Annotated in this window: 18 protein-coding genes; 12 read left to right on the forward strand and 6 right to left on the reverse strand. The window is 74.5% G+C overall.

The genetic code is table 11. The features are described from left to right. Positions 1-118 precede the first annotated feature (118 nt). On the forward strand, positions 119-2863 hold the full coding sequence (locus KDL28_RS36195; RefSeq protein WP_252445973.1) for a helix-turn-helix transcriptional regulator: 2745 nt from the start codon (positions 119-121) through the stop codon (positions 2861-2863). 20 nt (positions 2864-2883) lie between these two features. On the opposite strand, the gene KDL28_RS36200 is transcribed toward KDL28_RS36195, so the two are convergent. Both KDL28_RS36200 and KDL28_RS36205 read right to left on the reverse strand, forming a co-directional pair. Then, positions 2884-4302: a polyhydroxyalkanoate synthase family protein gene (locus KDL28_RS36200; protein WP_252445974.1), complete on the reverse strand. Its 1419-nt coding sequence runs from the start codon at positions 4300-4302 to the stop codon at positions 2884-2886. Positions 4303-4315: 13 nt separating this feature from the next. Beyond that, positions 4316-5491, reverse strand: a complete 1176-nt coding sequence (locus tag KDL28_RS36205) for a YihY/virulence factor BrkB family protein (protein WP_252445975.1) — start codon at positions 5489-5491, stop codon at positions 4316-4318. Between the two features lie 65 nt (positions 5492-5556). Between KDL28_RS36205 and KDL28_RS36210 the strand changes: the two genes are divergently transcribed. Further along, positions 5557-7377 carry a DEAD/DEAH box helicase gene (locus KDL28_RS36210; protein ID WP_372497167.1) on the forward strand — a complete coding sequence of 607 codons (1821 nt, stop codon included), beginning with the start codon at positions 5557-5559 and terminating at the stop codon, positions 7375-7377. 99 nt (positions 7378-7476) lie between these two features. Here the strand turns inward: KDL28_RS36210 and KDL28_RS36215 are convergent, their stop codons facing one another. After that, on the reverse strand, positions 7477-7662 hold the full coding sequence (locus KDL28_RS36215) for a DUF7455 domain-containing protein (protein WP_250556658.1): 186 nt from the start codon (positions 7660-7662) through the stop codon (positions 7477-7479). Positions 7663-8015: 353 nt separating this feature from the next. On the opposite strand from KDL28_RS36215, the gene KDL28_RS36220 reads away from it, so the two are divergent. From KDL28_RS36220 to KDL28_RS36240, 5 genes are all read left to right on the forward strand, one after another. Continuing rightward, entirely contained in the window at positions 8016-8813 is a 798-nt protein-coding gene (locus KDL28_RS36220) for an EamA family transporter (protein ID WP_252445998.1), read from the forward strand. Between the two features lie 306 nt (positions 8814-9119). Further along, complete coding sequence (locus tag KDL28_RS36225) at positions 9120-10247, forward strand: sugar ABC transporter substrate-binding protein (RefSeq protein WP_252445977.1); 1128 nt, start codon at positions 9120-9122, stop codon at positions 10245-10247. A 156-nt stretch (positions 10248-10403) separates the two neighbouring features. Next, a complete protein-coding gene (locus KDL28_RS36230) occupies positions 10404-11177 on the forward strand; it encodes an ATP-binding cassette domain-containing protein (RefSeq protein ID WP_252445978.1) in 774 nt (257 codons plus the stop codon). Then, positions 11177-12667 (forward strand): sugar ABC transporter permease, encoded by a 1491-nt coding sequence (locus KDL28_RS36235; protein ID WP_252445979.1) that lies wholly within the window; start codon positions 11177-11179, stop codon positions 12665-12667. The genes KDL28_RS36230 and KDL28_RS36235 overlap by 1 nt, the downstream gene beginning before the upstream one ends. Before the next feature lie 131 nt (positions 12668-12798). Then, a complete protein-coding gene (locus KDL28_RS36240; RefSeq protein ID WP_252445999.1) occupies positions 12799-13905 on the forward strand; it encodes an ROK family transcriptional regulator in 1107 nt (368 codons plus the stop codon). A 210-nt stretch (positions 13906-14115) separates the two neighbouring features. On the opposite strand, the gene KDL28_RS36245 is transcribed toward KDL28_RS36240, so the two are convergent. Then, the gene (locus tag KDL28_RS36245; protein ID WP_252445980.1) at positions 14116-14982 is read right to left on the reverse strand and encodes a hypothetical protein; all 867 of its coding nucleotides are present in this window, start codon (positions 14980-14982) and stop codon (positions 14116-14118) included. A gap of 412 nt (positions 14983-15394) precedes the next feature. Here KDL28_RS36245 and KDL28_RS36250 point away from each other — a divergent pair, with 412 nt between their 5' ends. From KDL28_RS36250 to KDL28_RS41900, 5 genes are all read left to right on the forward strand, one after another. Then, positions 15395-16429: an ABC transporter substrate-binding protein gene (locus KDL28_RS36250; RefSeq protein WP_252445981.1), complete on the forward strand. Its 1035-nt coding sequence runs from the start codon at positions 15395-15397 to the stop codon at positions 16427-16429. Further along, the gene (locus tag KDL28_RS36255) at positions 16426-17190 is read left to right on the forward strand and encodes an ABC transporter permease (protein ID WP_252445982.1); all 765 of its coding nucleotides are present in this window, start codon (positions 16426-16428) and stop codon (positions 17188-17190) included. The genes KDL28_RS36250 and KDL28_RS36255 overlap by 4 nt, the downstream gene beginning before the upstream one ends. After that, the gene (locus tag KDL28_RS36260; RefSeq protein WP_252445983.1) at positions 17183-17974 is read left to right on the forward strand and encodes an ABC transporter ATP-binding protein; all 792 of its coding nucleotides are present in this window, start codon (positions 17183-17185) and stop codon (positions 17972-17974) included. The genes KDL28_RS36255 and KDL28_RS36260 overlap by 8 nt, the downstream gene beginning before the upstream one ends. A gap of 93 nt (positions 17975-18067) precedes the next feature. After that, positions 18068-19249 (forward strand): acyl-CoA dehydrogenase family protein, encoded by a 1182-nt coding sequence (locus KDL28_RS36265; protein ID WP_252445984.1) that lies wholly within the window; start codon positions 18068-18070, stop codon positions 19247-19249. Then, entirely contained in the window at positions 19242-20414 is a 1173-nt protein-coding gene (locus tag KDL28_RS41900; protein WP_252445985.1) for an acyl-CoA dehydrogenase family protein, read from the forward strand. Before KDL28_RS36265 ends, KDL28_RS41900 begins: the two co-directional genes overlap by 8 nt. Before the next feature lie 81 nt (positions 20415-20495). On the opposite strand, the gene KDL28_RS36275 is transcribed toward KDL28_RS41900, so the two are convergent. Further along, entirely contained in the window at positions 20496-21686 is a 1191-nt protein-coding gene (locus tag KDL28_RS36275) for an FAD-dependent oxidoreductase (RefSeq protein ID WP_252445987.1), read from the reverse strand. 174 nt (positions 21687-21860) lie between these two features. Further along, positions 21861-22520 carry a PadR family transcriptional regulator gene (locus KDL28_RS36280; protein ID WP_252445989.1) on the reverse strand — a complete coding sequence of 220 codons (660 nt, stop codon included), beginning with the start codon at positions 22518-22520 and terminating at the stop codon, positions 21861-21863. Between the last annotated feature and the right edge of the window lie 331 nt (positions 22521-22851).

Raw genomic sequence — 22851 nt, forward strand, 5'->3', positions numbered from 1 at the left:
CACTGGTCCGCCCCGGCGTCCGGTGATCGGGCGGACGGCCCTGGTCACCCGGGGCCGATGCTGGGAGGCTCTTCGGTGCCCGGCCGGGAAGGCCGGTCTCGGGAATCGGGGGTCGCGGATGGGCCTCCTCGGGCGCGCGGAGGAGTGCGCCCTCCTCGACGCCCTGGTCGACGACGTCCGCCGCGGCGCGAGCCGGGCGCTGGTCCTGCGGGGTGAGGCCGGGATCGGGAAGACGGCGCTGCTGGGGCACCTCGCCGAGTCGGCGGCCGACCTGACCGTCGTGCGCGCGGTGGGCGTCGAGTCCGAGATGGAGCTGGCGTTCGCCGGCCTGCACCAGCTGTGCGCGCCGTTGCTCGGCCGGCTCGAGCAGCTGCCGGGTCCGCAGCGCGACGCGCTCGGGATCGTCTTCGGCCTGCGGACGGGCCCGGCGCCCGAGCGCTTCCTGGTCGCCCTGGCCGTGCTCAGCCTGCTGTCGGAGGTGGCCGAGCACCGTCCGCTGCTGTGCGTCGTGGACGACGCGCAGTGGCTGGACCGGACCTCGGCGCTGACGCTCGCGTTCGTCGCCCGCCGGCTGTTGGCCGAGCCGGTGGGGCTGGTGTTCGCCGCGCGGGAGCCCGGTGCGGAGCTGGGGCACCTGCCGGACCTCGACGTGCGCGGCCTGCGCGACGACGACGCCCGCGCGTTGCTGAGCTCGGCGGTGCGGTTCGCGCTGGACCGCCCGGTGCGCGACCGGATACTGGCCGAGACCCGCGGGAACCCGCTCGCGCTGCTCGAGCTGCCCCGGGGCCTGACGCCGACCCAGCTGGCCGGCGGGTTCGGCCTGCCGACGACCCGTGATCTGCCCCGGCGGATCGAGACGAGCTACATCCGGCGGCTCGAGGCGCTCCCCGACGACGCGCGACGGCTGATGCTGGTCGCGGCGGCCGAGCCGGTCGGTGACCCGCTGCTCCTGCAGCGCGCCTGCGATCGCCTGGGGATCGCGCTCTCCGCCGTCGACGCGACCGACGGGCTGCTCGAACTGGGGGTGCGCGTGACCTTCCGCCATCCCCTGGCGCGCTCGGCCGCGTACCGGTCGGCGGGCGGGTCGGAGCGCCGCGCGGCCCACCTGGCGCTGGCCGCGGTGACGAGCCGCGATGTCGACCCGGACCGTCGCGCGTGGCACCTCGCTGCCGCGGCTCCCGGGCCGGACGAGGAGGTCGCGCGCGAGCTGGAGCGCTCGGCGAGCCGGGCGCAGGCGCGCGGCGGACTCGCGTCCGCGGCCGCGCTGCTGCAGCGTTCGGTGGTCCTGACCGCCGATCCCGCGCTGCGGGCCGGCCGGGCGCTCGCCGCCGCCCGGGCCGGCCTCGGGGCGGGGGCGTTCGACGTGTCGCGCGAGCTGCTGGCGGCCGCGGAGGCGGGCCCGCTCGACGAGTCCGGGCGGGCCCGGGTGGACCTGCTGCGGGCCGGGATCGCGTTCGCCCGCAACCGCGGCGGCGACGCCCCGGTGCTGCTGCTGGAGGCGGCGAGGAAGCTGGCGGCGCTCGACGTGCGGCTGTCCCGCGACGCGTACCTCGACGCCTGGGCCGCCGGCCTGTTCGCCGGCCGGCTGGCGGCTGCGGGCGGCAACCTGCTCGACATCTCCCGGGCCGTGGCGACCGCACCCCGTCCGGTGGGTCCGCCACTGCCGTGCGACCTGCTGCTGGACGGCCTAGCGCTGGTCTTCACCGCCGGGCACTCGGTCGCGGCGCCCGTGCTGGGCCGCGCGGTCGCCGCGTTCGCCGGTGCCGAGGTCTCCGCGGCGGAGCTGCTGCGGTGGGGTTGGCTGGCGACGCGGGCGGCGAACCTCGTGTGGGACTACGACCGGGGTCTGCAGATCGGCACGCGCGCGGCGCGGCTGGCCCGCGACTCCGGGGCGCTGGACGTCCTCGCCGCCGCGGACAACGCGTTGGGCCAGGCCGCCGTCTTCGGTGGTGACTTCGCCGGTGCCGCGCTGCTGGCGTCGGAGGTCGATGCGGTCAAGGCGGCGACCGGGTCCCGGATCGGCCCGTACGCGGCGATCGCGCTGGCCGGCTTCCGCGGCCGGCAGGCCGGCGCCGCCGCGTTGATCAGCGGCGTCATCGCCGAGGCCACGGCGGGCGGCCAGGGGACGGCCGTCCAGTACGCGCAGTGGGCGAACTCCGTGCTCATGAACGGCCTGGGCCGCTACGACGAGGCGCTGGCGTCGGCGGTGGAGGCGAGCGAGCAGGTCCCGGAGCTCTTCGTGACCTCGTGGGCGCTGAGCGAGCTGGTCGAGGCGGCCAGCCGGACCGGGCACGCCGAGGTCGCGCGCGACGCCCTGGCCCGGCTCGGCGAGCAGCGGGCGGCGTCCGACACCGGGTGGGCCGCGGGCGTCCACGTCCGGTCGCGCGCACTGCTGAGCGAGGGTGCGGCGGCCGAACACCTGTACCGCCAGGCCATCGACCTGCTGGGGCGCACCCGACTGCGCCCCGAGCTCGCCCGCGCGCACCTGCTCTACGGGGAGTGGCTGCGCCGGGCGAGCCGCCGCGTCGACGCGCGCGCTCCACTGCACGCGGCGCACGCGTCGTTCGTGCGGATCGGCATGGAGGCGTTCGCCGAACGCGCCCGGGGTGAGCTGCGGGCGACGGGGGCGAAGGTCCGCAAGCGGGTGGTCGAGACCCGCGAGGACCTGACGGCGCAGGAGATGCAGGTCGCGCGGCTCGCCCGCGACGGGCTGTCGAACCCGGAGATCGGCGCCCGGCTGTTCCTCAGCCCGCGCACCGTGGAGTGGCACCTGCGCAAGGTGTTCGCCAAGCTCGGCATCCACTCCCGCCAGGAGCTGGCCCGGGCGTTGCCCGGCTCCGACTCCGAGCTGGTCCCCGCCTAACAGTGAAGGACCGGGTCGGGTCAGCGCGACGACACGTAGTCCCCGGGGGTCGGCGCCACCGCGTGCAACCCGCGCCCACCCAGCTCCGGCGGCGCGTCCACCCGCGCTCCGCTGCGCGCGTCGAGCCAGCGGAGGTGGTCGGTCCACCACGAGCCGGGTGCGGGCGGCGCCGTCGGGTACCAGGCGTCGGGGTCGGCGGCGCTCGTCTGAGCCGCGCGGAACGACCGGTCGCTCCCGGGCGGGGCGACCAGCGCCTCGACCGGGCCGCCGGAGGCGAGCACGAAGCGGGTGTCGCCGGCCAGCAGGCGGGAGCTGCGGTACGCGGCCGACCACGGCCCGCCGTCGCCGGCGACCACGTAGGCGTCGGTGTCGACCTTGGACAGGTCGATCGGCGTGCCCAGCACACGGACCGCGCCCGGGTGGGCCAGCGCGTCGCGGGCGGCGATGCCGGTCAGGTCGTCGTGCAGGGCGGCGGGCAGGCGGATGGTGTCGTTCGCCCAGGCGCGCAGCTCCGGTGACGGGCCGGCGGCCGGCAGCGGGGCAGGCGGATCGGGTCGGCCGAACGCGGGCAGCAGCAGGGTGAGCGTGGCCGCCCGGCCGGTGGAGCCCGCGGCGACGAGGTGGGCCAGCAGCACCGCGGTGATCGTGCCGCCCGAACCCGTGGCCACCAGCGACACCGACGGCGCGCGGGTGATCCGCTCGACGGCGTCGACGGCGTCGAGGAGCGCCCGGGCGTAGGCGTCCAGGCCGCGGTCGGCGTGCTCGGCGCGCGGGTTCCACCAGGACAGCGCGAGCACCTGCTGCCCACCGGCCACGAGGTGCTCGGCCAGGCTGCGGCCGGGGGCGAGGTCGGTCAGGTAGTGCCGGTTGGTCAGGGAGGGGACCAGCAGCACGGGGACCGCCCGCACGGTCTCGGTGCGCGGCAGGTACTGGATCAGCTCGAACGAGGGCGTGCGCAGCACGACCGCCCCCGGCGTGGCGGCGACCTCCTCGCCGACCACCGGCGTCCGGCGGGCGGTGCGCGGTCGGGCCGGGGCGGGGGAGGGCGCCAGCGTGCCCGGGAGCACCGCCTCCACCAGGTCGTCGACGGCGGTGAGCACGGCGTCGAGGCGGTCGCGGTCGGCCCGGTCCAGCCCGGCGTCAGCGATCAGCTCGCCCGCGGTGGCCCGCCCGGCCCGGTGCGCCTGCACCAGCCGGCGCAGGGCGGGGTTGGGCGGCAGCCCGGGCTCGGCCTCGGCCGTGCCCAGCCCCACGTGCAGCAGCCGCCCGGCCAGCGCGGCCCCGCGCCGCCCCACGACCAGCGGCCGACCGGCCAGCCCGGCGGCGAGGCGCAGCAGCGGCCCGGCGGGCACGGTTGCCTGCGGCGGCGGTGGTCCGCCGGCCAGCGGCGGGTCGACGGCCAGCGCGTCGAGCCCGGCCAGGGCGGCCCGTTCCGTCATCCGCGTCCTCCCGTCAGGCCTCCGGCGCGTCCGGTCGGCTCCCGACCGACCGGTCCGCGGCCACACCCGCGGGCTCGTCCGCCGCGCGGTGGGGGGCCGCGCCGTCGACGTCGGGCGAGGAGGTCGGCGTGCCCCGCGGTGCGCCGGGCGCGCCCGTGGGCCCAGCATGGTCCGTCGCGTCGATCGGCGGCAAGGGCGCGCCCTCGGACCGCTCGGTGACCATACCGCTCACCACGGCCGCCCTGGCCGCCGCGATCCGGCGCATCGAGCGCATCCGCTCGGACCGGCGCCTGCGCCGCGTCGGGCGGGACGGCCACTCCTCGTCCACGGCGTTGTTCAGGTGCGCGCCGAACACGATCGACAGCCCGAGCAGGAACCCGAAGAGCAGGAACGCGATCGGGGTGGCCAGCGCGCCGTAGGTGTAGCCGGTGCTCAGCAGCACCGCGATGTAGATCCGCAGGCCGGTCGTGGAGGCGATGAACACCACCATCGCCACCAGCGCCCCGGGCAGCAGCCGGCGCCAGGGCAGCGTGTGCGGCAGCGCCAGCCGGTAGAGCGTGGTGAGCACGATCACCAGCAGCAGCCCCGAGGCCGGGTAGTAGAGGTTGTTCAGCAGCGTGACGGCCGTCGGGCGCCGGGCCTCGGGCAGCACACCGGGCAGCAGCTCCGGGCCCAGCGCGATCACCGGCAGCGTGAACACCGCCACCACCAGCGCCACCAGGTAGAGCAGCAGCGAGAAGATCCGCTGCCAGACCGGGTGGCGCACGAGCTTCTGGCCGTGCGCGTCGGTGACCGAGTCGACGATCGAGGCCACCGCCGACGACCCGGCCCACAGCGCCACGACGAACCCGACCGAGACCACGTCGGCGCGGCCGATGGTCAGGATGCTGTCCGCCGTCGGGGCGATGATCTCGTCGACGACCTCCGGGGTGAACACGCTGGCGGAGAAGCCGACGATCGCCCCGCGCACGGCCTCGAGCGTCTGCGGGCCGAACCAGTCGTCGACGAAGCCCAGCGAGCCCAGCAGGGCCAGCAGCAGCGGGGGCAGCGACAGCGCCTGCCAGAACGCGGCCTGCGCCGAGTGCGAGAAGATGTCCTTGTCCCAGGCCCGGCCCAGCGCCCGCGCGGCGACCCGGCGCAGGGCGCTCGGCCGGTGGACGGGCCGCGGGGGAGGGTCGTCGGAGGTCATCGCCCGCCCAGCATGGACCAACCGGTCGCCCCCGCCGTGCCGCGGTGGGTATGCGGTCGTGGTCGATGCGGTCCCGTTACCCTGGACCGGCCACCCGGGGTGGTGCTCGCCACCAGGCCCGCCCCGACGGGCCCGGCCGCGCGACGCGCTCCCGAGCAGTCGAGACGTCAGGGAGTCGTGTGTCCCAGGCCCCGCAGATCGCCACGTCCGCGCGCCCGCTGCGCGCCTGGCAGCGCAGCGCGCTGGCCCGCTACCTGGCCGCCGCGCCGAAGGACTTCCTGGCGGTGGCCACGCCCGGCGCCGGGAAGACGACCTTCGCGCTGCGCGTCGCCGCCGAGCTGCTGGCCGACCGGGTCATCGAGGCGATCACCGTGGTCACCCCGACCGAGCACCTCAAGCACCAGTGGGCGCAGGCCGCGGCCCAGGTCGGCCTGGCGATCGACCCCGAGTTCCGCAACACCGCGGGCGGCACCTCGTCGGACTACACCGGCATCGCGATCACCTACGCCGGCGTGGCCGCCCATCCGCTGCTGCACCGCGCGCGCACCGAGAACCGGCGCACGCTGGTCGTCCTCGACGAGATCCACCACGCGGGCGACGCGCGGTCCTGGGGCGACGGGGTCAAGGAGGCGTTCGACGGGGCGACCCGGCGGCTCACCCTGACCGGGACGCCGTTCCGCAGCGACGACAACCCCATCCCGTTCGTCGACTACCTGCCCGGCGCCGACGGCGCCCTGCGCAGCCGGGCCGACCACTCCTACGGCTACTCCGAGGCGCTGGCCGACGGCGTGGTCCGGCCGGTGGTGTTCCTGGCCTACTCCGGCACGTCGAGCTGGCGCACGAGCGCGGGCGAGGAGATCACCGCCCGGCTGGGCGAGCCGCTGACGGCGGAGCAGACGGCGCGGGCCTGGCGCACGGCGCTCGACCCGGGCGGGGAGTGGATCCCGGCGGTGCTGAAGGCGGCCGACCGCAGGCTGACCAGCCACCGCAACGGCATGCCCGACGCGGGCGGCCTGGTGATCGCCTCGGACCAGACGACGGCCCGCGCGTACGCGGCCATCCTGGCCGACATCACCGGCACCTCCCCGGCGATCGTGCTGTCCGACGAGAAGGGCGCCTCCGCCCGCATCGCCCGGTTCGCCGAGTCCGACGAGCGCTGGATGGTCGCCGTCCGGATGGTGTCCGAGGGCGTCGACGTGCCGCGCCTGGCCGTCGGCGTGTACGCGACCAGCGCCTCGACCCCGCTGTTCTTCGCCCAGGCCGTCGGCCGGTTCGTCCGCTCGCGGCGCCCGGGGGAGACCGCCTCGGTGTTCCTGCCCAGCGTGCCGGTCCTGCTCGGGCTGGCCAGCGAGCTGGAGGCGCAGCGCGACCACGTCCTGGGCGAGCCGCACCGCGGCGAGGAGAAGTGGGACGACGAGCTGCTGGCCGCCGCCCAGCGCCAGCAGGACGAGCCGGGCGAGGACGAGAAGTCGTTCACCGCGCTGGGCGCCCAGGCCGAGCTCGACCAGCTGATCTACGAGGGCACGTCCTTCTCCGCCGACGAGGAGGACTACCTGGGCCTGCCCGGGCTGCTCGAGCCCGAGCAGGTGCGCACGCTGCTCGACCAGCGCCAGAAGGAGTGGATGAGCCGGCCCAAGGCGCCCGCCCCGGCGCCCGCGCCCGCGCCGCCGCCGCGCCCCGACCGGGGCACGCTCTCGGTGCGCGAGCAGCTGACCCAGCTGCGCAAGGAGCTCAACACGCTCGTCGCGCTCCACAACCACCGCACCAAGAAGCCGCACGGAATGATCCACAACGAGCTGCGCAAGCTGTGCGGCGGCCCGCCGACGGCGATGGCCAGCATCGAGCAGCTCGAGGAGCGGATCGCGACGCTGCGCAGCTGGCGGTGATCCGGCGGGATCCGGGCACGACGAAGGGCGGGGGCCGGTGGCCCCCGCCCTTCGCGTTCCTCACGTCACACGGCACCGGATCGAGGTCCGGCGCCCTGGTCAACCGCCGGACTGCATCTCCACACGGAGCTCGCGGAGCTTGTCCCCGTGAGCCTTCGCGTGGTGACCGCAGAACAGCAGCTCCCCGCCGGACGGCAGCACCGCCCGGACCTTCGCGGCCGCGCCGCACCGGTCACAGCGGTCAGCGGCGGTCAACTCAGGCCGAGTCAGGGTTCCAGGCTGCATAGCGGTCTCCCTCCGTCTCGGCTCCGGGCTGGGCCCGGAGCCGCTCACTGTGACGACCGCTCACGCGGTACGTCCCACTCTCCCAGACGTTCAGAACCCCTGCACGTGTTCCCGCCGGGGTGGCGAGAACGGTCACGTCGACCGAGTTGGCCGTTCACAGCACGGGTGCTGCCGGTTGCCTCGGGGCTGGCTGATTCAGTTGACGACATGTGAATCATGCGGTGCACGACCGAGTGGCCGCAAGCCGACCTGTGTAAACAACGTCCGATCGATGGCTACCGTGTGGAGTCGTGGCGACAGCATTGGTGGGGCGGGCCCCGGCTCCGGCCCTGTTCGTCGTCGGTGCGGTCTCGATGTACGTGGGGGCGGCGCTCGCGGTGGGGCTGTTCGACCGGCTGCCGCCGGCGACGGTCGCGGTGCTGCGGGTGCTGGGCGCGGCGGCGGTGCTGCTGGCCTGGCGGCGGCCGTCGCGGGCGTCCTGGCGCGGCAGGCGGCTGCTGCGGGCCTCGGCGTTCGGGCTGGCCACGGCGCTGATGAACGTGGCGTTCTACGAGGCGATCGCCCGGCTGCCACTGGGCACCGCGGTCGCGATCGAGTTCTGCGGACCGGTGGCGGTGGCCGCGGTGGCCTCGCGGCGGTTCCGCGACATCGGGGCGGTCGTGCTGGCGGCGGGCGGCGTGCTGCTCATCGCCGACGTGCGCTGGTCGGGGCAGCCTTCCGGGGTCGTCTGGGCGCTTGCGGCCGCCGCCATGTGGGCGGCCTACATCCTGCTGGGCAAACGGGTGGCCACCGCGGGCAGCGGGCTCGACGACATGGCGGTGGGGTTCGCCGTCGCCGCGGTGCTGCTCTCCCCGCTGGTGTTCCTGGGCGGGGCGGCGCCGCTGGCCGACCCGATGGTGCTCGTGCTGGGGGTCGGTGTGGGCGTGCTGTCCAGCGTGGTGCCCTACGTCCTCGACCAGCTCGTGCTGCGCCGGGTGGGGCAGGCGCGGTTCGCCGTGCTGCTGGCGCTGCTGCCGGCCACCGCGACGGTCGTCGGGCTGGTCGCGCTGGCCCAGGTGCCGAGCCCGCTGGAGGCGGTCGGGATCGCCGCGGTGGTGGTGGCCGTGGCCGTCCGATCGAAGGACGGGGACAGTCCGCCGCCGGTCGATTGACCACCGGTCCGTGTACCCAGGGTGACGACCGCGGCCCTGACACGACGTGACGGGACGTCGCCCATCCGGGTGAGGGATGGTCGGCCGGGGTGAACCTCGGTCGGCGGAGCCGCCCGGGCGGGACGTGGGCCCCCGCGAAGCGGCTACGTACGGTGCCTCCCGCAACAAACCAGGGCTGCGTGACGCAAATGTGACGCTCTTGCTGCGACTTGAACGATCCAGTGTGCTTGGCGCCACGCCTGTCGGCGGCATACGTTGTCGCCCACAACATTTACCCCTGATCCCCGACGCTGTGGAAGGACAACCATGCGCATCAGGAGAACAGCGATCGCCGCCGCCGGGCTGGGGCTCGCTCTGACCCTCGCCGCCTGCGGTCAGAACGCCGCCGCCCCGGCCGCCCCGGCCGAGACCGGTGGCGCGGCCGCGCCCGCGGAGGGCGCGACCAAGGTCGGCGTCATCCTGCCCGAGACCGACAGCTCGGCCCGCTGGGAGGGCTTCGACAAGCCCCTGCTCACCGAGGCCATGGCCGCGGAGGGCCTGGACGCGGACATCCAGAACGCCCAGGGCGACGAGCAGAAGTTCGCCACCCTCGCCGACGGCATGCTCTCCAGCGGGGTCAAGGTGCTGGTCATCGCCTCGATCAGCAGCGAGTCGGGCGCTGCGGTCGCGGAGAAGGCCAAGGCGCAGGGCGTCCCGGTCATCGACTACGACCGCCTCAACCTGGGCGGGTCGAGCGACTACTACGTCTCCTTCGACAACACCAAGGTCGGCAACCTGCAGGGCCAGGGCCTGGCCGAGGCGCTGAAGGACAAGCCGGGCGCGCAGGTCATCGAGATCGAGGGCGCGCCGACCGACAACAACGCGACCCTGTTCTACAACGGCCAGCAGGAGATCCTGAAGCCGCTCTACGACTCCGGCGCGCTCAAGCTGGTGCGCAGCCAGCCGATCGAGAAGTGGGACAACCAGGTCGGCGGCACCACCTTCGAGCAGATCCTCACCAGCAACGGCGGTCAGGTCGACGGCGTCGTCGCGGCCAACGACGGCCTGGCCGGCGCGATCATCACCGTGCTGCAGAAGTACGGCCTCAACGGCAAGGTGCCGGTGACCGGCCAGGACGCCACCCCGGACGGCCTGCAGGCCATCCTGCGCGGCGACCAGTACATGACGGTGTACAAGCCGATCAACGAGGAGGCCGAGGCCACCGCCAAGCTGGCCGCGGCGCTGGCCAAGGGTGACACCGCCGCCGCGGACGCCCTGGCCACCGACACCGAGAACGACCCGACCGGTGGCCGCGAGGTCAAGTCGGTGCTGCTGGAGCCGCAGCTGATCACCAAGGACAACGTCAAGACCGTCATCGACGGCGGCGCGGTCAAGGCCTCCGAGGTCTGCGTGGCCGACCTGCAGGCCGTCTGCACCGAGCTCGGCATCAGCTGACCATCGGTCGACGACACCGGGTGGGGGGCGCCGTGATCCGGCGCTCCCCATCCGGCGTACCACCAGAGCCGAGGAGGGCTCGATGAGCGAGCTTGCGAGCGAGTCAATGTCACAGCGCCTGCGCGCAGCACCGGCCGAGCTCCGCGAGGCCGTGCGATGAGCGATCCGATCCTGCAGCTGAAGGCGGTGTCGAAGAGCTTCGGCGCCGTCCAGGTCCTGCACGACGTCGACTTCACCGTGCGCGCGGGCGAGGTCACCGCCCTGGTCGGCGACAACGGCGCCGGCAAGTCCACGCTGGTCAAGTGCGTGGCCGGGATCCACCCCATCGACAGCGGGGAGATCCTGTTCAACGGCGAGCCGGTGGCGATCCACGGTCCGACCGACGCCTCCGCGCTCGGGCTCGAGGTCGTCTACCAGGACCTCGCGCTGGCCGACAACCTCGACATCGTGCAGAACATGTTCCTGGGCCGGGAGCGCGGCAAGCCGTGGCTGCTCGACGAGGCCGACATGGAGCAGGCCGCCCGCCGCACGCTGGCGTCGCTGTCGGTGCGCACCGTGACGTCGGTGCGGATGCCGGTGGCGTCGCTGTCCGGCGGTCAGCGCCAGACCGTGGCCATCGCCAAGGCGGTGCTGTGGGACTCCAAGGTCGTGCTGCTCGACGAGCCCACCGCGGCGCTGGGCGTCGCCCAGACCCGCCAGGTGCTCGACCTGGTCCGCAGGCTCGCCGAGCAGGGCCTGGGCGTGGTGCTGATCAGCCACAACATGGCCGACGTCTTCGAGGTGTCGGACCGCATCGCCTGCCTGTTCCTCGGTCGCATGGTCGCCGAGGTGCCCACCAAGGAGGTCAGCCACGGCCAGGTCGTCGAGCTGATCACCGCGGGCCGCTCCGGTGAGCTCGGCCTGCAACGACCGGAAAGCGTGACCGCCTGATGGCTGCTCCCACCGAGGGTCCCGAGAAGGCGGACCTGACCAAGAAGGGCTCCGGCGCGACCGAGCCGGGCAGCGCCGCCGAGCGGGCGGCCCCGGCCTCGACGCGTTCGGCCGACTTCGGCATCGACACCACCGCGAAGACGACCAGCGAGGCCGTCCGCGCCTACCTGACGAACCTGCGCAACGGCGACCTGGGCGCCCTTCCCGCCCTGCTCGGCCTGCTCGCGCTGTTCATCCTGTTCACCGGCCTCGACAGCGGCGGCACCTTCCCCAGCCTGCTCAACCTGGCCAACCTGCTCCAGCAGGGCGCTGGTTCCACGATCATCGCCATGGGCCTGGTGTTCGTGCTGCTCACCGGTGAGATCGACCTGGCGGCCGGCACGGCCTCCGGCCTGGCGGCGTCGGTCATGGCGCTGCACCTGGTGGCCGGCGGCAACCTGCTGGGCGCCATGGGCACCACGGTGTTCATCCTGTTCGCGCTGGTGGTCGTGCTCGCCATCGCGCTGGCGCTGATCCTGCGCATCTGGGCGGGCGCGGCGTTCTCCGCGGTGGCGCTGATCCTGCTGGCGATCGGCTTCCCGCCGAACCCGTGGCTGCAGATGCTGATGGCGGTCTGCGTCGGCGTCGTGATCGGCTGCCTGACCGGCTTCCTGGTGGCCAAGGTCGGCATGCCCTCGTTCGTGGTGACGCTGGCGCTGTTCATCGCGTGGCAGGGCGTGATCCTGCAGCTCATCGGCGACGGCGGCACCCTGGGCCTGCGCGACCCGGTGCTGTTCGCGGTGGCCAACGGCAACCTGTCGACGCTGTGGAGCTGGGTGCTGTTCGCGGTCGCCGCGGGCGGCTACGCGGCCGTGCTGCTCAACCGGCAGGCCTCCCGGCGCCGGCTGGGCCTGGTCGCCCAGCCCACCGGGCTGGTGCTGCTCAAGATCGCCGCGGTGGTGGTGCTGGCCGCGATCGCGACGCTGCTGCTCACCCAGAACCGCGGGCCGGGCTCGGTGGTGATCTCCGGCGTGCCCTACGTCGTGCCGATCGTGCTGGTGCTGATGGTCATCGGCACGTTCGTGCTCGACCGCACCCGCTTCGGCCGCCACGTCTACGCCGTCGGCGGCAACCGGGAGGCCGCCCGCCGGGCCGGCATCAACGTGGTGCGCATCCGGGCCACCGTCTTCGTGATCTCCTCCGCGTTCGCCGCGATCGGCGCGATCGTCTACTCCTCGAAGGTCGGCTCGGTGTCGCCGACCTCCGGTGGCGGCAACACGCTGCTGTTCGCCGTGGGCGCAGCGGTCATCGGCGGGACGTCGCTGTTCGGCGGCCGGGGCCGGATCAGCAACGCGGTGATCGGCGGCGCGGTGCTGGCCACGGTCAACAACGGCCTCGGGCTGCTCGGCATGCCGGCGTCGGTGGTGTTCCTCGTCAACGGCGTCGTGCTGCTGCTGGCCGCCGGTGTGGACGTGCTCTCCCGGCGTCGATCGGCCGTCTCGACACGGTGAGCCGGGCCTGGGTCGGCAGCGGTGCGGGCGACGGACCCGCTGCCGGCGATGTCGACGGTGCCGCTCCCCGCGGCACCGTCGCCACCCCGGGGGCCCGGCCCGACGAGGCCCGCCGGCACAATCGGGCGGCGCTGCTGCGCCGCCTGCACGTGCACGGACCGCGCACCCGCGCGACCCTGGCCACCGAGCTGGGGCTCAACCGCAGCACGATCAAGGCGGTCGTCGACGGCCTCGCCGAGGCCGGCGTGGTCACCGAGGCCGTCCCGGCGCAGCGCAACGGCGCCGGGCGGCCGTCGCTGATGGTCATCCCGAAGGCGGAGGCCGCCGTCGTGCTGGCCATCGACGTGCGGGTCGAGCAGGTCGCCATGTCGATGGTCGGTATCGGCGGCCAGGTGCTCGGCAGGCACAGCTGGAACCTGCACAGCCGCACCCGCACCCCGGGCGAGGTCATCACCCACATCGCCGAGTCGGCCCAGCTGCTCGGCGAGGAACTGGCGGTCACCGCCCAGGGGGCGGGGGTGTCGGTGCCCGGCGTGGTCCGCCGCGACGACGGGTGGGTGCACGAGGCCCCGAACCTCGGCTGGCGCGACGTCGCCCTGGGCACCCGGCTCGCCTCCGTGCTGCGCGTGCCCGTGCAGGTGGCCAACGACGCCGAGCTGGGCGCGCTGGCCGAGCACGTGCGCGGCGCCGCGCACGGCGTCACCGACCTGGTCTACATCTCCGCGGACAAGGGAGTCGGCGGCGGGGTGATCTCCGAGGGCCGTCCGCTGCGGGGCACCCGCGGCTACGTCGGCGAGCTCGGGCACCTGGTGGTGCGCCCGGGCGGGCGCGACTGCTACTGCGGGTCGCGCGGCTGCTGGGAGACCGAGGTCGGGGAGGCGGCGATGTGCCGCGCCCTCGGCCTGTCCGAGGACACCCCGCGCGGGGTGGTGGTGGCCGAGCTGCGCTCCCTGGCGACCGCCCCGCTGCCGGGCCCGCTCGACGAGCTGGCCGAGTGGCTCACCACGGGCCTGGTGACGGTGGTCAACATGATGGCCCCGGAGCTGGTGGTGCTGGGCGACCTGTTCACCGCCCTGCCGCCGGCGCTGGTCGACCGGGTGCGCGCCGGGGTGCACGAGCGGAGCCTGGTCAGCCGGGCGGTCGGCGGGATCGCGATCACCACCAGCCCGCTGGGCCGCGACGCGAAGCTGGTCGGCGCGGCAGAGCTGGCGTTCGAGCCGGTGCTCGGGGCGGTGTAGGCGGTCTGCGGTCCGCCTCGCTCCATAGCCGGTCCCCGCCGCCGCGCACACCGAATGGCCACCGCGCACATGCCGGGACGTGCGCGCGGTGGCCACCGGGTGTGCGCGGTGCCTCAGGGACCCCCGCGTGATCGATCGAATGCGGGGGAGGGGCCCACCGGCCCGCCTCGGGGGGCCACGACGGGCCGGTGGGGGTTCTCGCGGTCGGGCTCAGCCCTCGGCCGGCACGACCTCGCAGGTGTCGGCGACGGAGAGGTCGGCCAGCCCCGCCCGCTGCAGGATGGCGCTGCGCCGGTCCTCCAGGGTGTTCGCCAGGTTCTCGGCCAGGTTCGCGAACTCGGCCGCGGCGGCCGTCGGGTCGGCTTCGCGGGCCACGCGCGCGGCGAAGCGCGGGAAGTCGGCGAGCAGGCGGCCGTCGAGCTGGGCCTCGTTGTTCGCCAGTTCGGTCTCCGCGCGGGCGGCCGCAGCCGGGTCGACGCCGCTCAGGTCGGGCTCCTCGCAGCTGATGTCGAGGTTGGCCAGCTCCCGCGAGACCGGGTCGGCGGGGTCGGCCGGGTCCGCGGGTGCCTCGGGCGCCTCGGCGTCGTCCGGGGCCTCGGCGTCGTCCGAGGGGACGACGACCACCGGCGCCGCGGGCTCGGCCGGCTGCGCGGGCGCGGCGTCATCGGCGTCGGCGTCGCAGCGGGCGTCGAGCTGGGCGATCCGGCCGAGCACGATGTCGGCGCGGTCGCGGATGGCGCCCAGCTTGTCGGCCAGGCTGCCGTCGGTGACCGTGGCGATCACCCGGGCCTCGGCCTCCTTCTCGTTGTCCAGCAGACCGATCTGCGTGGTCCGCTCGGCGAGCTGGGCCTGCGAGCAGCCGGCCGGTGCCGCCGGGGCCTGGACGTCGGCGAGCTCGGCCTCGGTGGTCGAGCCGCTGGCCGCGCTGGACAGCGCGATGGATTCCTTGGCGTCCACCACCGCGTCCGTGGCTCCGTTGGCCAGTGCCGTCGTCGCGATCAGGGCGGCCGTGGCGAGCACGGCCAGTCCTAACCCGGCGTAGGCGGTCGTGCGGGCCTGGCGGGACTTCGGGAGCATCGCTCCTCCTGGTCGATCGTCGGTCCGGCCGCCGCCGCGTGCGTGTCGTGGGGAGCGACGGCGGGCGGCGGCCGGACCGTGCGGCACTGTGCCGCTCGGGGGGTGACCCGAACGTTATGAAGCCGGAGCGCGGCGATCAACGCATCGGCCGCCCGCCGTCGCCGACCGCGACGGTGGCGGCGCCGACCGTTGACATGCGAACTACACCCGGCCGCCGGGCGATCCGCCCCGCTCCTCGGCGCCGGGCGTGAGAAATTCCGCCCCGCGTACGTGCACCCGGGCACCGGGCGGCCCCACGGCGTAGTGTCGTCGTCGACCCGCGGGAGCCCACGATCCGAGGCTGAGAGGGCGGCAGGCCGGCCGTCGACCGTTCGAACCTGACCCGGTTAGCACCGGCGTAGGGAGGACCGTCGTGGCGCGTACCCACACATCCCGAACCCTGGTGGTCCTGCTCGGCGCGCTCGCGCTGCTCGTCGCGGCCTGTGCCGCACCCGGTGGCGGCTCCGCCGCGGCCTCGCCGAGCACCGTGCGGATCGCCCTGGACTGGACCCCCAACACCAACCACACCGGTCTGTACGTGGCCCAGCAGGAGGGCTGGTTCGCCGAGGCCGGGCTGGACGTGCAGATCCTGCCCTACAACCAGACCTCGCCCGACACCCTCGTCTCCTCCGGGGCGGCCGAGTTCGGGGTGAGCTTCCAGAACTCGTTCACCTTCTCCAAGGCCGCGGGCGCCGACATCACCTCGGTGATGGCGGTGCTGCAGCACTGGGGCTCGGCGATCGCCGTGCGCGCCGACCGCGCCGACATCACCTCGCCCGCCGACCTGGACGGCAAGGTCTACGGCGGGTTCGGCGACCCGGGCGAGGAGCCCAAGATGCGCGCCGTGATCCGCAACGCCGGGGGGCGCGGCGAGTTCTCCACGGTGAGCCTGGGCACCAGCGCGTACGAGGCCCTCTACGCGGGCGAGGTCGACTTCACCGAGCCGTTCGTGGCCTGGGAGGGCATCGAGGCCGAGCTGCGCGGCGAGCCGCTGCGCACCTTCGCCTACGCCGACTACGGCTTCCCGGACGCCTACGGCGTCGTGCTGATCGGCAACTCGCCCTGGCTGGCCGCCCACCCCGAGCAGGCCGCGGCGTTCGTCCGGGCCGCCCAGCGCGGCTACCAGCTGGCCGCCGACGACCCGGCGCGGGCCGCGCAGCTGCTCGAGGAGGCCAACCCGGGCGCGTTCAGCGAACCCGAGCTCGTCGAGCGCAGCCAGGCGATGCTGAGCGAGCGCTACCTGCGCGACGCGTCGGGCCGGGTCGGCACCCAGACGCTGGAGCAGTGGTCGGGCTACTCCGGCTTCCTGGTCGACGCCGGGGTGCTGACCGGCCCGGACGGCGCGCCGGTCACCACCAGGCCGGACTTCTCGACCTGGTTCACCACGCAGTACCTCGCGCAACCGTGACGGGCGCGCTCGGGCGACTGCGCCGCCTCACCCCGGCGCTGGTGCTGGTGCTGGTCGGGCTGGCCGTCTGGCAGTGGTACGTGACGGCGTCCGCCGTGCGCCCGCAGGTGCTGCCCTCGCCGCTGCGGGTGCTCACCGAGGGGTGGGCGTTCCGCGCCCAGATCTGGGCCAACGCGCTGCCGACGCTGCAGGTCACCGCGGTCGGGTTCGCCGTGTCGCTGGCGGTGGGCTGGGCGATCGCGGTGGCGGTGGACTTCTCGCCGTGGCTGCGCCGGGCGCTGACCCCGTTGCTGGTGGCCTCGCAGACGCTGCCGATCATCGCGATCGCCCCGCTGCTGATCATCTGGTTCGGCTTCGGGCTGGCGCCCAAGGTGGTGGTGATCGCGCTGGTGACCTTCTTCCCGATCGCCGTCGGGCTGATCGAGGGCTTCGGGCGCACCGACCGGCAGGCCACCAACCTGCTGCGCAGCATGGGCGCCTCGCGCTGGGCGCAGTTCCGGTACGTGCGCCTGCCCGGGGCGATGCCCTCGTTCTTCACCGCGCTGCGCATCGGCATCACCTACGCGGTCACCGGGGCGATCTTCGCCGAGTACGTCGGGGCGAGCGCCGGGCTGGGCATCTTCATGAACCTGCAGAAGAACTCGTTCCGCACCGACCTCGTGCTGGCCGCCGTCCTGGTCACCGCGCTGATCTCGGTCTCGTTGTACGGGCTGACGTTCCTGGTGCAGCGGCTCGTCGCCCCCTGGAGCCGACGTGGCTGAGCTGAAGGGGGCCGAGCACAAGCTGGTGATCGAGGGCCTGCGCAAGGCGTTCGGGCCGCTGCCGGTGCTCGACGGCGTCGACTTCGACGTCGCCCCCGGCGAGTTCGTGGCCCTGGTCGGGCCCAGCGGCTGCGGCAAGTCGACGCTGTTCGACGTGGTCGCGGGGCTGGAGCCGCCCGACGCCGGCCGGGTGCTCGTCGACGGCGCCGACGCAACCGGTCGGGTCGACCCGTTCGCCTACATGCCCCAGCGGGACCTGCTGTTCCCCTGGCGCACCGTCCTGGACAACACGACCCTGGGTCTGGAGGTGGCCGGCGTGCCGCGCAAGGCCGCCCGCGCGCGGGCCGGCGAGCTGTTCGAGCCGTTCGGGCTGGCCGGGTTCGAGAAGGCGCGGCCGGGGGAGCTGTCCGGGGGGATGCGCCAGCGGGCCGCGCTGCTGCGCACGGTCGTCCAGGACCGCGCCGTGCTGCTGCTCGACGAGCCGTTCGGCGCCCTGGACGCGCTCACCCGCATCGACATGCAGCTGTGGCTGGAGGGCGTGCGCGCCGGCTTCGGCTGGACGGTCCTGCTCATCACCCACGACATCCGCGAGGCCGTGTTCCTGGCCGACCGGGTGCTCGTGCTGGGCCCGCGACCGACGTCGGTGCGCCACGAGACCGTCGTCGACCTGCCCAGACCGCGCGACGTGTCGATGATCACGCAGCCGCGGTTCGCCGAGCTGGAGGCCGAGGTACTGGGCCAGGTCGGCCGGGGTCGCGCGGCCGGTGCCGATTCCGAACACTGATTCCCGGCCGTCGAGCCCTGATCTGGTGCGTTCGGACCAGTGACCTGCGGGCCCGTCGTCGGTTACGGTCCGGACGACCGTCACGGAGGTGTCATGGACGACAGCGCACGGGTCGAGAAGGCCGCGCGGCAGGTCGTGGAAGAGCACGACCCGAAGAAGGTGCCACTGCGGGAGTTCCTCGGCGCGTGCTACGACGCCGGCGTCGCCTGGGTGCACTTCCCGGAAGGGCTGGGCGGGCTCGGGGTCTCCCGGGGCCTGCAGGCCGTCGCGGACGAGATCCTGCAGGGCGCGGGCGGGATCAACCCGTTCGCCATCAACCCGATCGGCCACGGGATGGCCGCGCCCACCGTGCTCGAGCACGGTCAGGGCGACCTGGCCGCGCAGCTGCTGCGCCCGCTGGCCAGCACCGAGCACATCTGGTGCCAGCTGTTCAGCGAGCCGGGCGCGGGCTCCGACCTGGCCGGGCTGGCCACCTCGGCCGTCCGCGACGGCGACGACTGGGTCGTCAACGGGCAGAAGGTGTGGACGAGCCTGGCCCACCGGGCCCGCTACGCGCTGCTGCTCGCCCGCAGCGACCCCGACGCGTTCAAGCACAAGGGCCTGACGTACTTCGTCATGGACATGCAGGCCGAGGGTGTGGAAACGCGGCCGCTGCGGCAGATGACCGGGCAGGCCGAGTTCAACGAGGTCTACATGTCCGACGTGCGCATCCCCGACTCGCACCGCCTCGGTGCCGTCGGCGACGGCTGGCGCGTCGCGATGACCACGCTGATGAACGAGCGCTCCTCGATCGGCGGCACCTCCTCGGTGCGCGGTGTCGGCGCGATCGGCGACGCGGTGGACCTCTGGGCCGCCCGGCCCGAGCTGCGCACGCCCGTCCTGCGCGACAAGCTAGCCGCGCTGTGGACCAGGGCCGAGGCCCAGCGCCTCACCGACCAGCGCGCCCGCCGCTCGGCCAGCACCGGCTCGCCCGGCCCGGAGGGCTCGATCGCCAAGGTCGTCTCCGCCGAGCTCAACCAGGCCGTCTACGAGTTCTGCATGGAGTTCCTCGGCCCGGAGGCCACGCTCTACGGCGACTACACGCTGCGCGACATCGGCCGCATGGAGGACTACCGCGGCGGCATCCAGCAGCGGTTCCTGCGGGCGCGGGCCAACACCATCGAGGGCGGCACCTCCGAGGTGCTGCGCAACGTCATCGGCGAGCGCGTGCTGGGCCTGCCCGGCGACCTGCGCGCCGACAGCGGCAAGCCGTGGAAGGAGATCCCCCGTGGCTGACACGGCAGTCGAGGAGGCGCCCTCGATCGAGTTCGTCTTCACCTCCGAGCAGAAGGACCTGCGCAAGGCGGTCCGCGAGCTGCTGGCCGCGCGGTCCGACGAGGCGACCGTCCGCACGCTGATGGAGTCCGACCCCGGCCACGACCCGCAGCTGTGGGCGCGCCTGGGCGGCGAGCTCGGGGTGCTCGGCCTGGCCGTGCCCGAGGAGCTGGGCGGGGTCGGCGGCACGCTGGTCGACCAGGCCGTCGTGGCCGAGGAGTTCGGCGCCGCGCTGCTGCCCGGGCCGGTGCTGGGCACCGTCGGGCTGGCGATCCCGGCGCTGGTCGCGCTGGGTTCCGGCGCCGGCCCGGAGACCGCTGCGCTGCTGGAGGCCCTGGTCGCCGGCACCCGCACGGCCGCGCTGGCCGTGCCGGACTTCGGGGCGGCCCCGTCGGTCACCTCGACGGGCGACACCCTCAACGGCACCCTGTCGCAGGTCGTCGACGGCGGGGCGGACGTGCTGATCGTCGCGGCGACCGGCCCCGACGGCCTCGGCCTCTACGCCACCGAGGGCGGCGAGCGCAGCCCGCTCTCGACGCTGGACCAGACCCGCCGCCAGGCCAGGGTCGTCCTCGACGGCGCCCCGGCCCGGCTGCTCGCCGCCGGTGACACAGCGGCGTCGGCCATCGCGCACGCGCTGCGCGTCGGCGGGGTGCTGCTGGCCGCCGAGCAGGTCGGCGGGGCGCAGAAGCTGCTGGACATGACGCTGGCCTACGCCAACACGCGGCTCCAGTTCGGCCGCAAGATCGGCTCGTTCCAGGCCGTCAAGCACAGGCTCGCCGACATGCTGGTGCTCGTCGAGCACGCCCGCTCGACCGCGTACCACGCGGCGTGGGCGCTGCAGGACGGCACGGACGACCCCGACCTCGCGGTCAGCGTCGCCCAGGCCACCTGCTCGGAGAACTACCAGCGCGTCGCCGCCGACACCATCCAACTGCACGGCGGCATCGGCTTCACCTGGGAGCACGCGACGCACCTGTACTTCAAGCGGGCGGTCACCGACGCCGCCCTGCTCGGCAGCGCCGCCGCGCACCGCGAGCGCATCGCCGCACTGGTGCTCGACCCCGCCGAACCCACCGGCCGCGCCACCGTCGCCAACGGCGTGCACATGACCGACCAGGGCTGACCTTCCCCTCCCTCCCCGTCGAGAACGAACTCGTCGTCATTGTGGACCGGTCCAACCGACGACGAGTTCGTTCTCGACGGGTCAGGAGGCGGGGGCGGGGGCGTCCCAGTCGATGGTGAAGCGCTGCTGGGGGCCCAGGGTGCGCTCCGGGTCCACCAGGTAGCGGGTGGCCAGCGGCATGACCGCCCGCATCATCAGCCGGCCGACGGGGCCGGGGGCCTTCGCGTGGTTGATGCGGGCCGCGGCGGCGGCGATCCGCTCGACGCGCGGGCGCCGGGCCGCCTCGTAGGCGGCGAACGCCGACGACACGTCGGGCAGGTCGCGCAGGCAGCGGGCCAGCTCGATCGCGCTCTCGACCGCCAGCGACGCGCCCTGCCCGGAGCTGTTCGACGGCGCGTGCACCGCGTCGCCGACCAGCACCATCCGGCCCCGGTGCCAGTGCGGCACCTTCGGCATGATGTGCAGCGCCCCGGCGACCTGCACCGTCTCGACGAGCGCGGTGTCCATCAGCGCCGCACCGGGGTCGTCATCGGCGTAGGTCTCGCGCAGCGTGCGCAGCCACTGCTCGGCGGGCACTGCGCGGGCCTCGGCGAACGGCATCGGCACCGGACGGGGCAGGTTCGCCCCCCACCCCGTGCGGCCGTCCGCGAGCGACCAGTACAGGTAGTAGGCCCGCCGGCCGAAGGCGAACGTCATGGTGCCGGGCTCGCCCACCCGGTGGTCGGAGACCCCCTCCAGCCCGAGCAGACCGGTGTACCCGGCGTCGGGGGCATCGGGGTCGATCAGCTTGCGGACGGTCGAGTGGACGCCGTCCGCGCCGACGAGGACGTCCGCGGTCTCGGCACGGCCGTCGGCGAAGCGCGCGGTGACGCCCGACCTCGTCTCCTCGACGCCGACGAGGCGACTGCCGTGCACGATCGGCACACCCTGCTCGGCGGCGATGCGGTGCAGCGTGCGGTGCAGGTCGCCGCGGGGCGTCTGGCGCTGCGGGGGCAGGTCGGCGAGCCGGGGCAGCTCGACCCGGCTGTCGGCGCCGAGCGACATGGCGGTGCTGGTGATCGGCTGGCCGGTGTCGACGGCGCTCGCGGCGCCGACGATCCCGAGCGCGGCCTGCCCGTTCGGGGCGATGGCCAGGCTGCCGCCGATGCCGTCGGCCGGGCCGGGGTAGGCCTCGTGCACGGTGGCCGCGATGCCCGCCCTGCGCAGGGCCATCGCGGCCACCGGGCCGGCGATGCCCCCGCCGATGACGATCGCGGTTCTCACGTCGGACATGGGTGCTCCCAGAGGTGTGCGCGCCGGGACGGCGCGGATCGGTGCGGTGCGTGCGACCGCCCGTGGGGGAGCGCCCGGTTATCCTCTCGAGTGCCATCTCGTGGCCGGGTCGCCCCGCGCGGCGCGGTTCGAGGGTGCGGGCCCCGGTGTTGCAGCACCGGGGCCCGTTTCTGTTCAGTCGGTGGGATCCGCCGTGGTGAACGTCCCTTCCGCGAGCTCGGTGACCGCTTCGGGCAGCTCGCCCGTCTCGTGCCAGGCCCGCCACTCGGCGATGCCGGGGTAGCGCCCCGAGTCGAGCTGGTCGAGCAGCGCGCGCACCCAGGAGACCTCGGCCTCCCGCATGGCCAGCGCGAACTCGTCCTCGACCAGGAACAGCGCCGGGACGGTGCCCGCGTGCCCGGCCAGCGCCTCCCGCTGGCTCGCGATGTCCGCGTCGAGCCGGTCGATCCGGCTGCGCAGCAGCTCGGCCGCCTCGGCGGGCGGCAGCACCACCAGCACCGACAACCCCGCCTTGAACCGCCCCGGCTCCGCCTCCGGGGTCGAGACCAGCTCCCGGGCCCAGTCGACCAGCTCGGTGCGGCCCTCGTCGGTGATCCGGTACACGGTGCGCTCGGGACGGGCCCCCTGCCGGGTGCTCTCGGCGGCCTCCAGCAACCCGTGCTTCTCCAGGTTGCGCACGACCGTGTAGAGCGACCCCCACTTGATCGGCATGTCCTGGTCCTTGCCCCACCCGCGCAGGGCCTGGCCCATCTCGTAGGGGTGCATGGGGCGGTAGGCGACGGTGGACAGCACGGCGAGGGCGAGGAGGTTGCCCACCCGACGCTGCTTGGCCATGCCTGACTCCGTCCGCGATTGTTCGCGGGCGAGTATACGCATGCGGGGTCTGGTCGGGGGAAGCCGTTCAGTGGATCGCGCCTCTCGCTCGGGGTGGGGGAGGGGGACGAGAGTGGTTCTGGTCGCATCAGGCGGGACGAAGGCCGCTTTCGTGCCGTTGGGCGGGACGAAATCCGCTCTCGTCCCGCCGATGGGGCGTGCCGGCGCCGCGTGCCGGACGGCGGGGGCGAGGGCCGCAGGCGTGAAACCCCGGCGGCGCGTAGCGCCACTCCTCTCCCGAGGCCCCTGCCGTCACGTCGGCGTGCAACCCTGGGCGGGTCGACGTGACGGC

The organism is Pseudonocardia humida, assembly GCF_023898865.1.
In the GTDB taxonomy this organism is placed as follows: Bacteria; Actinomycetota; Actinomycetes; order Mycobacteriales; family Pseudonocardiaceae; genus Pseudonocardia; species Pseudonocardia humida.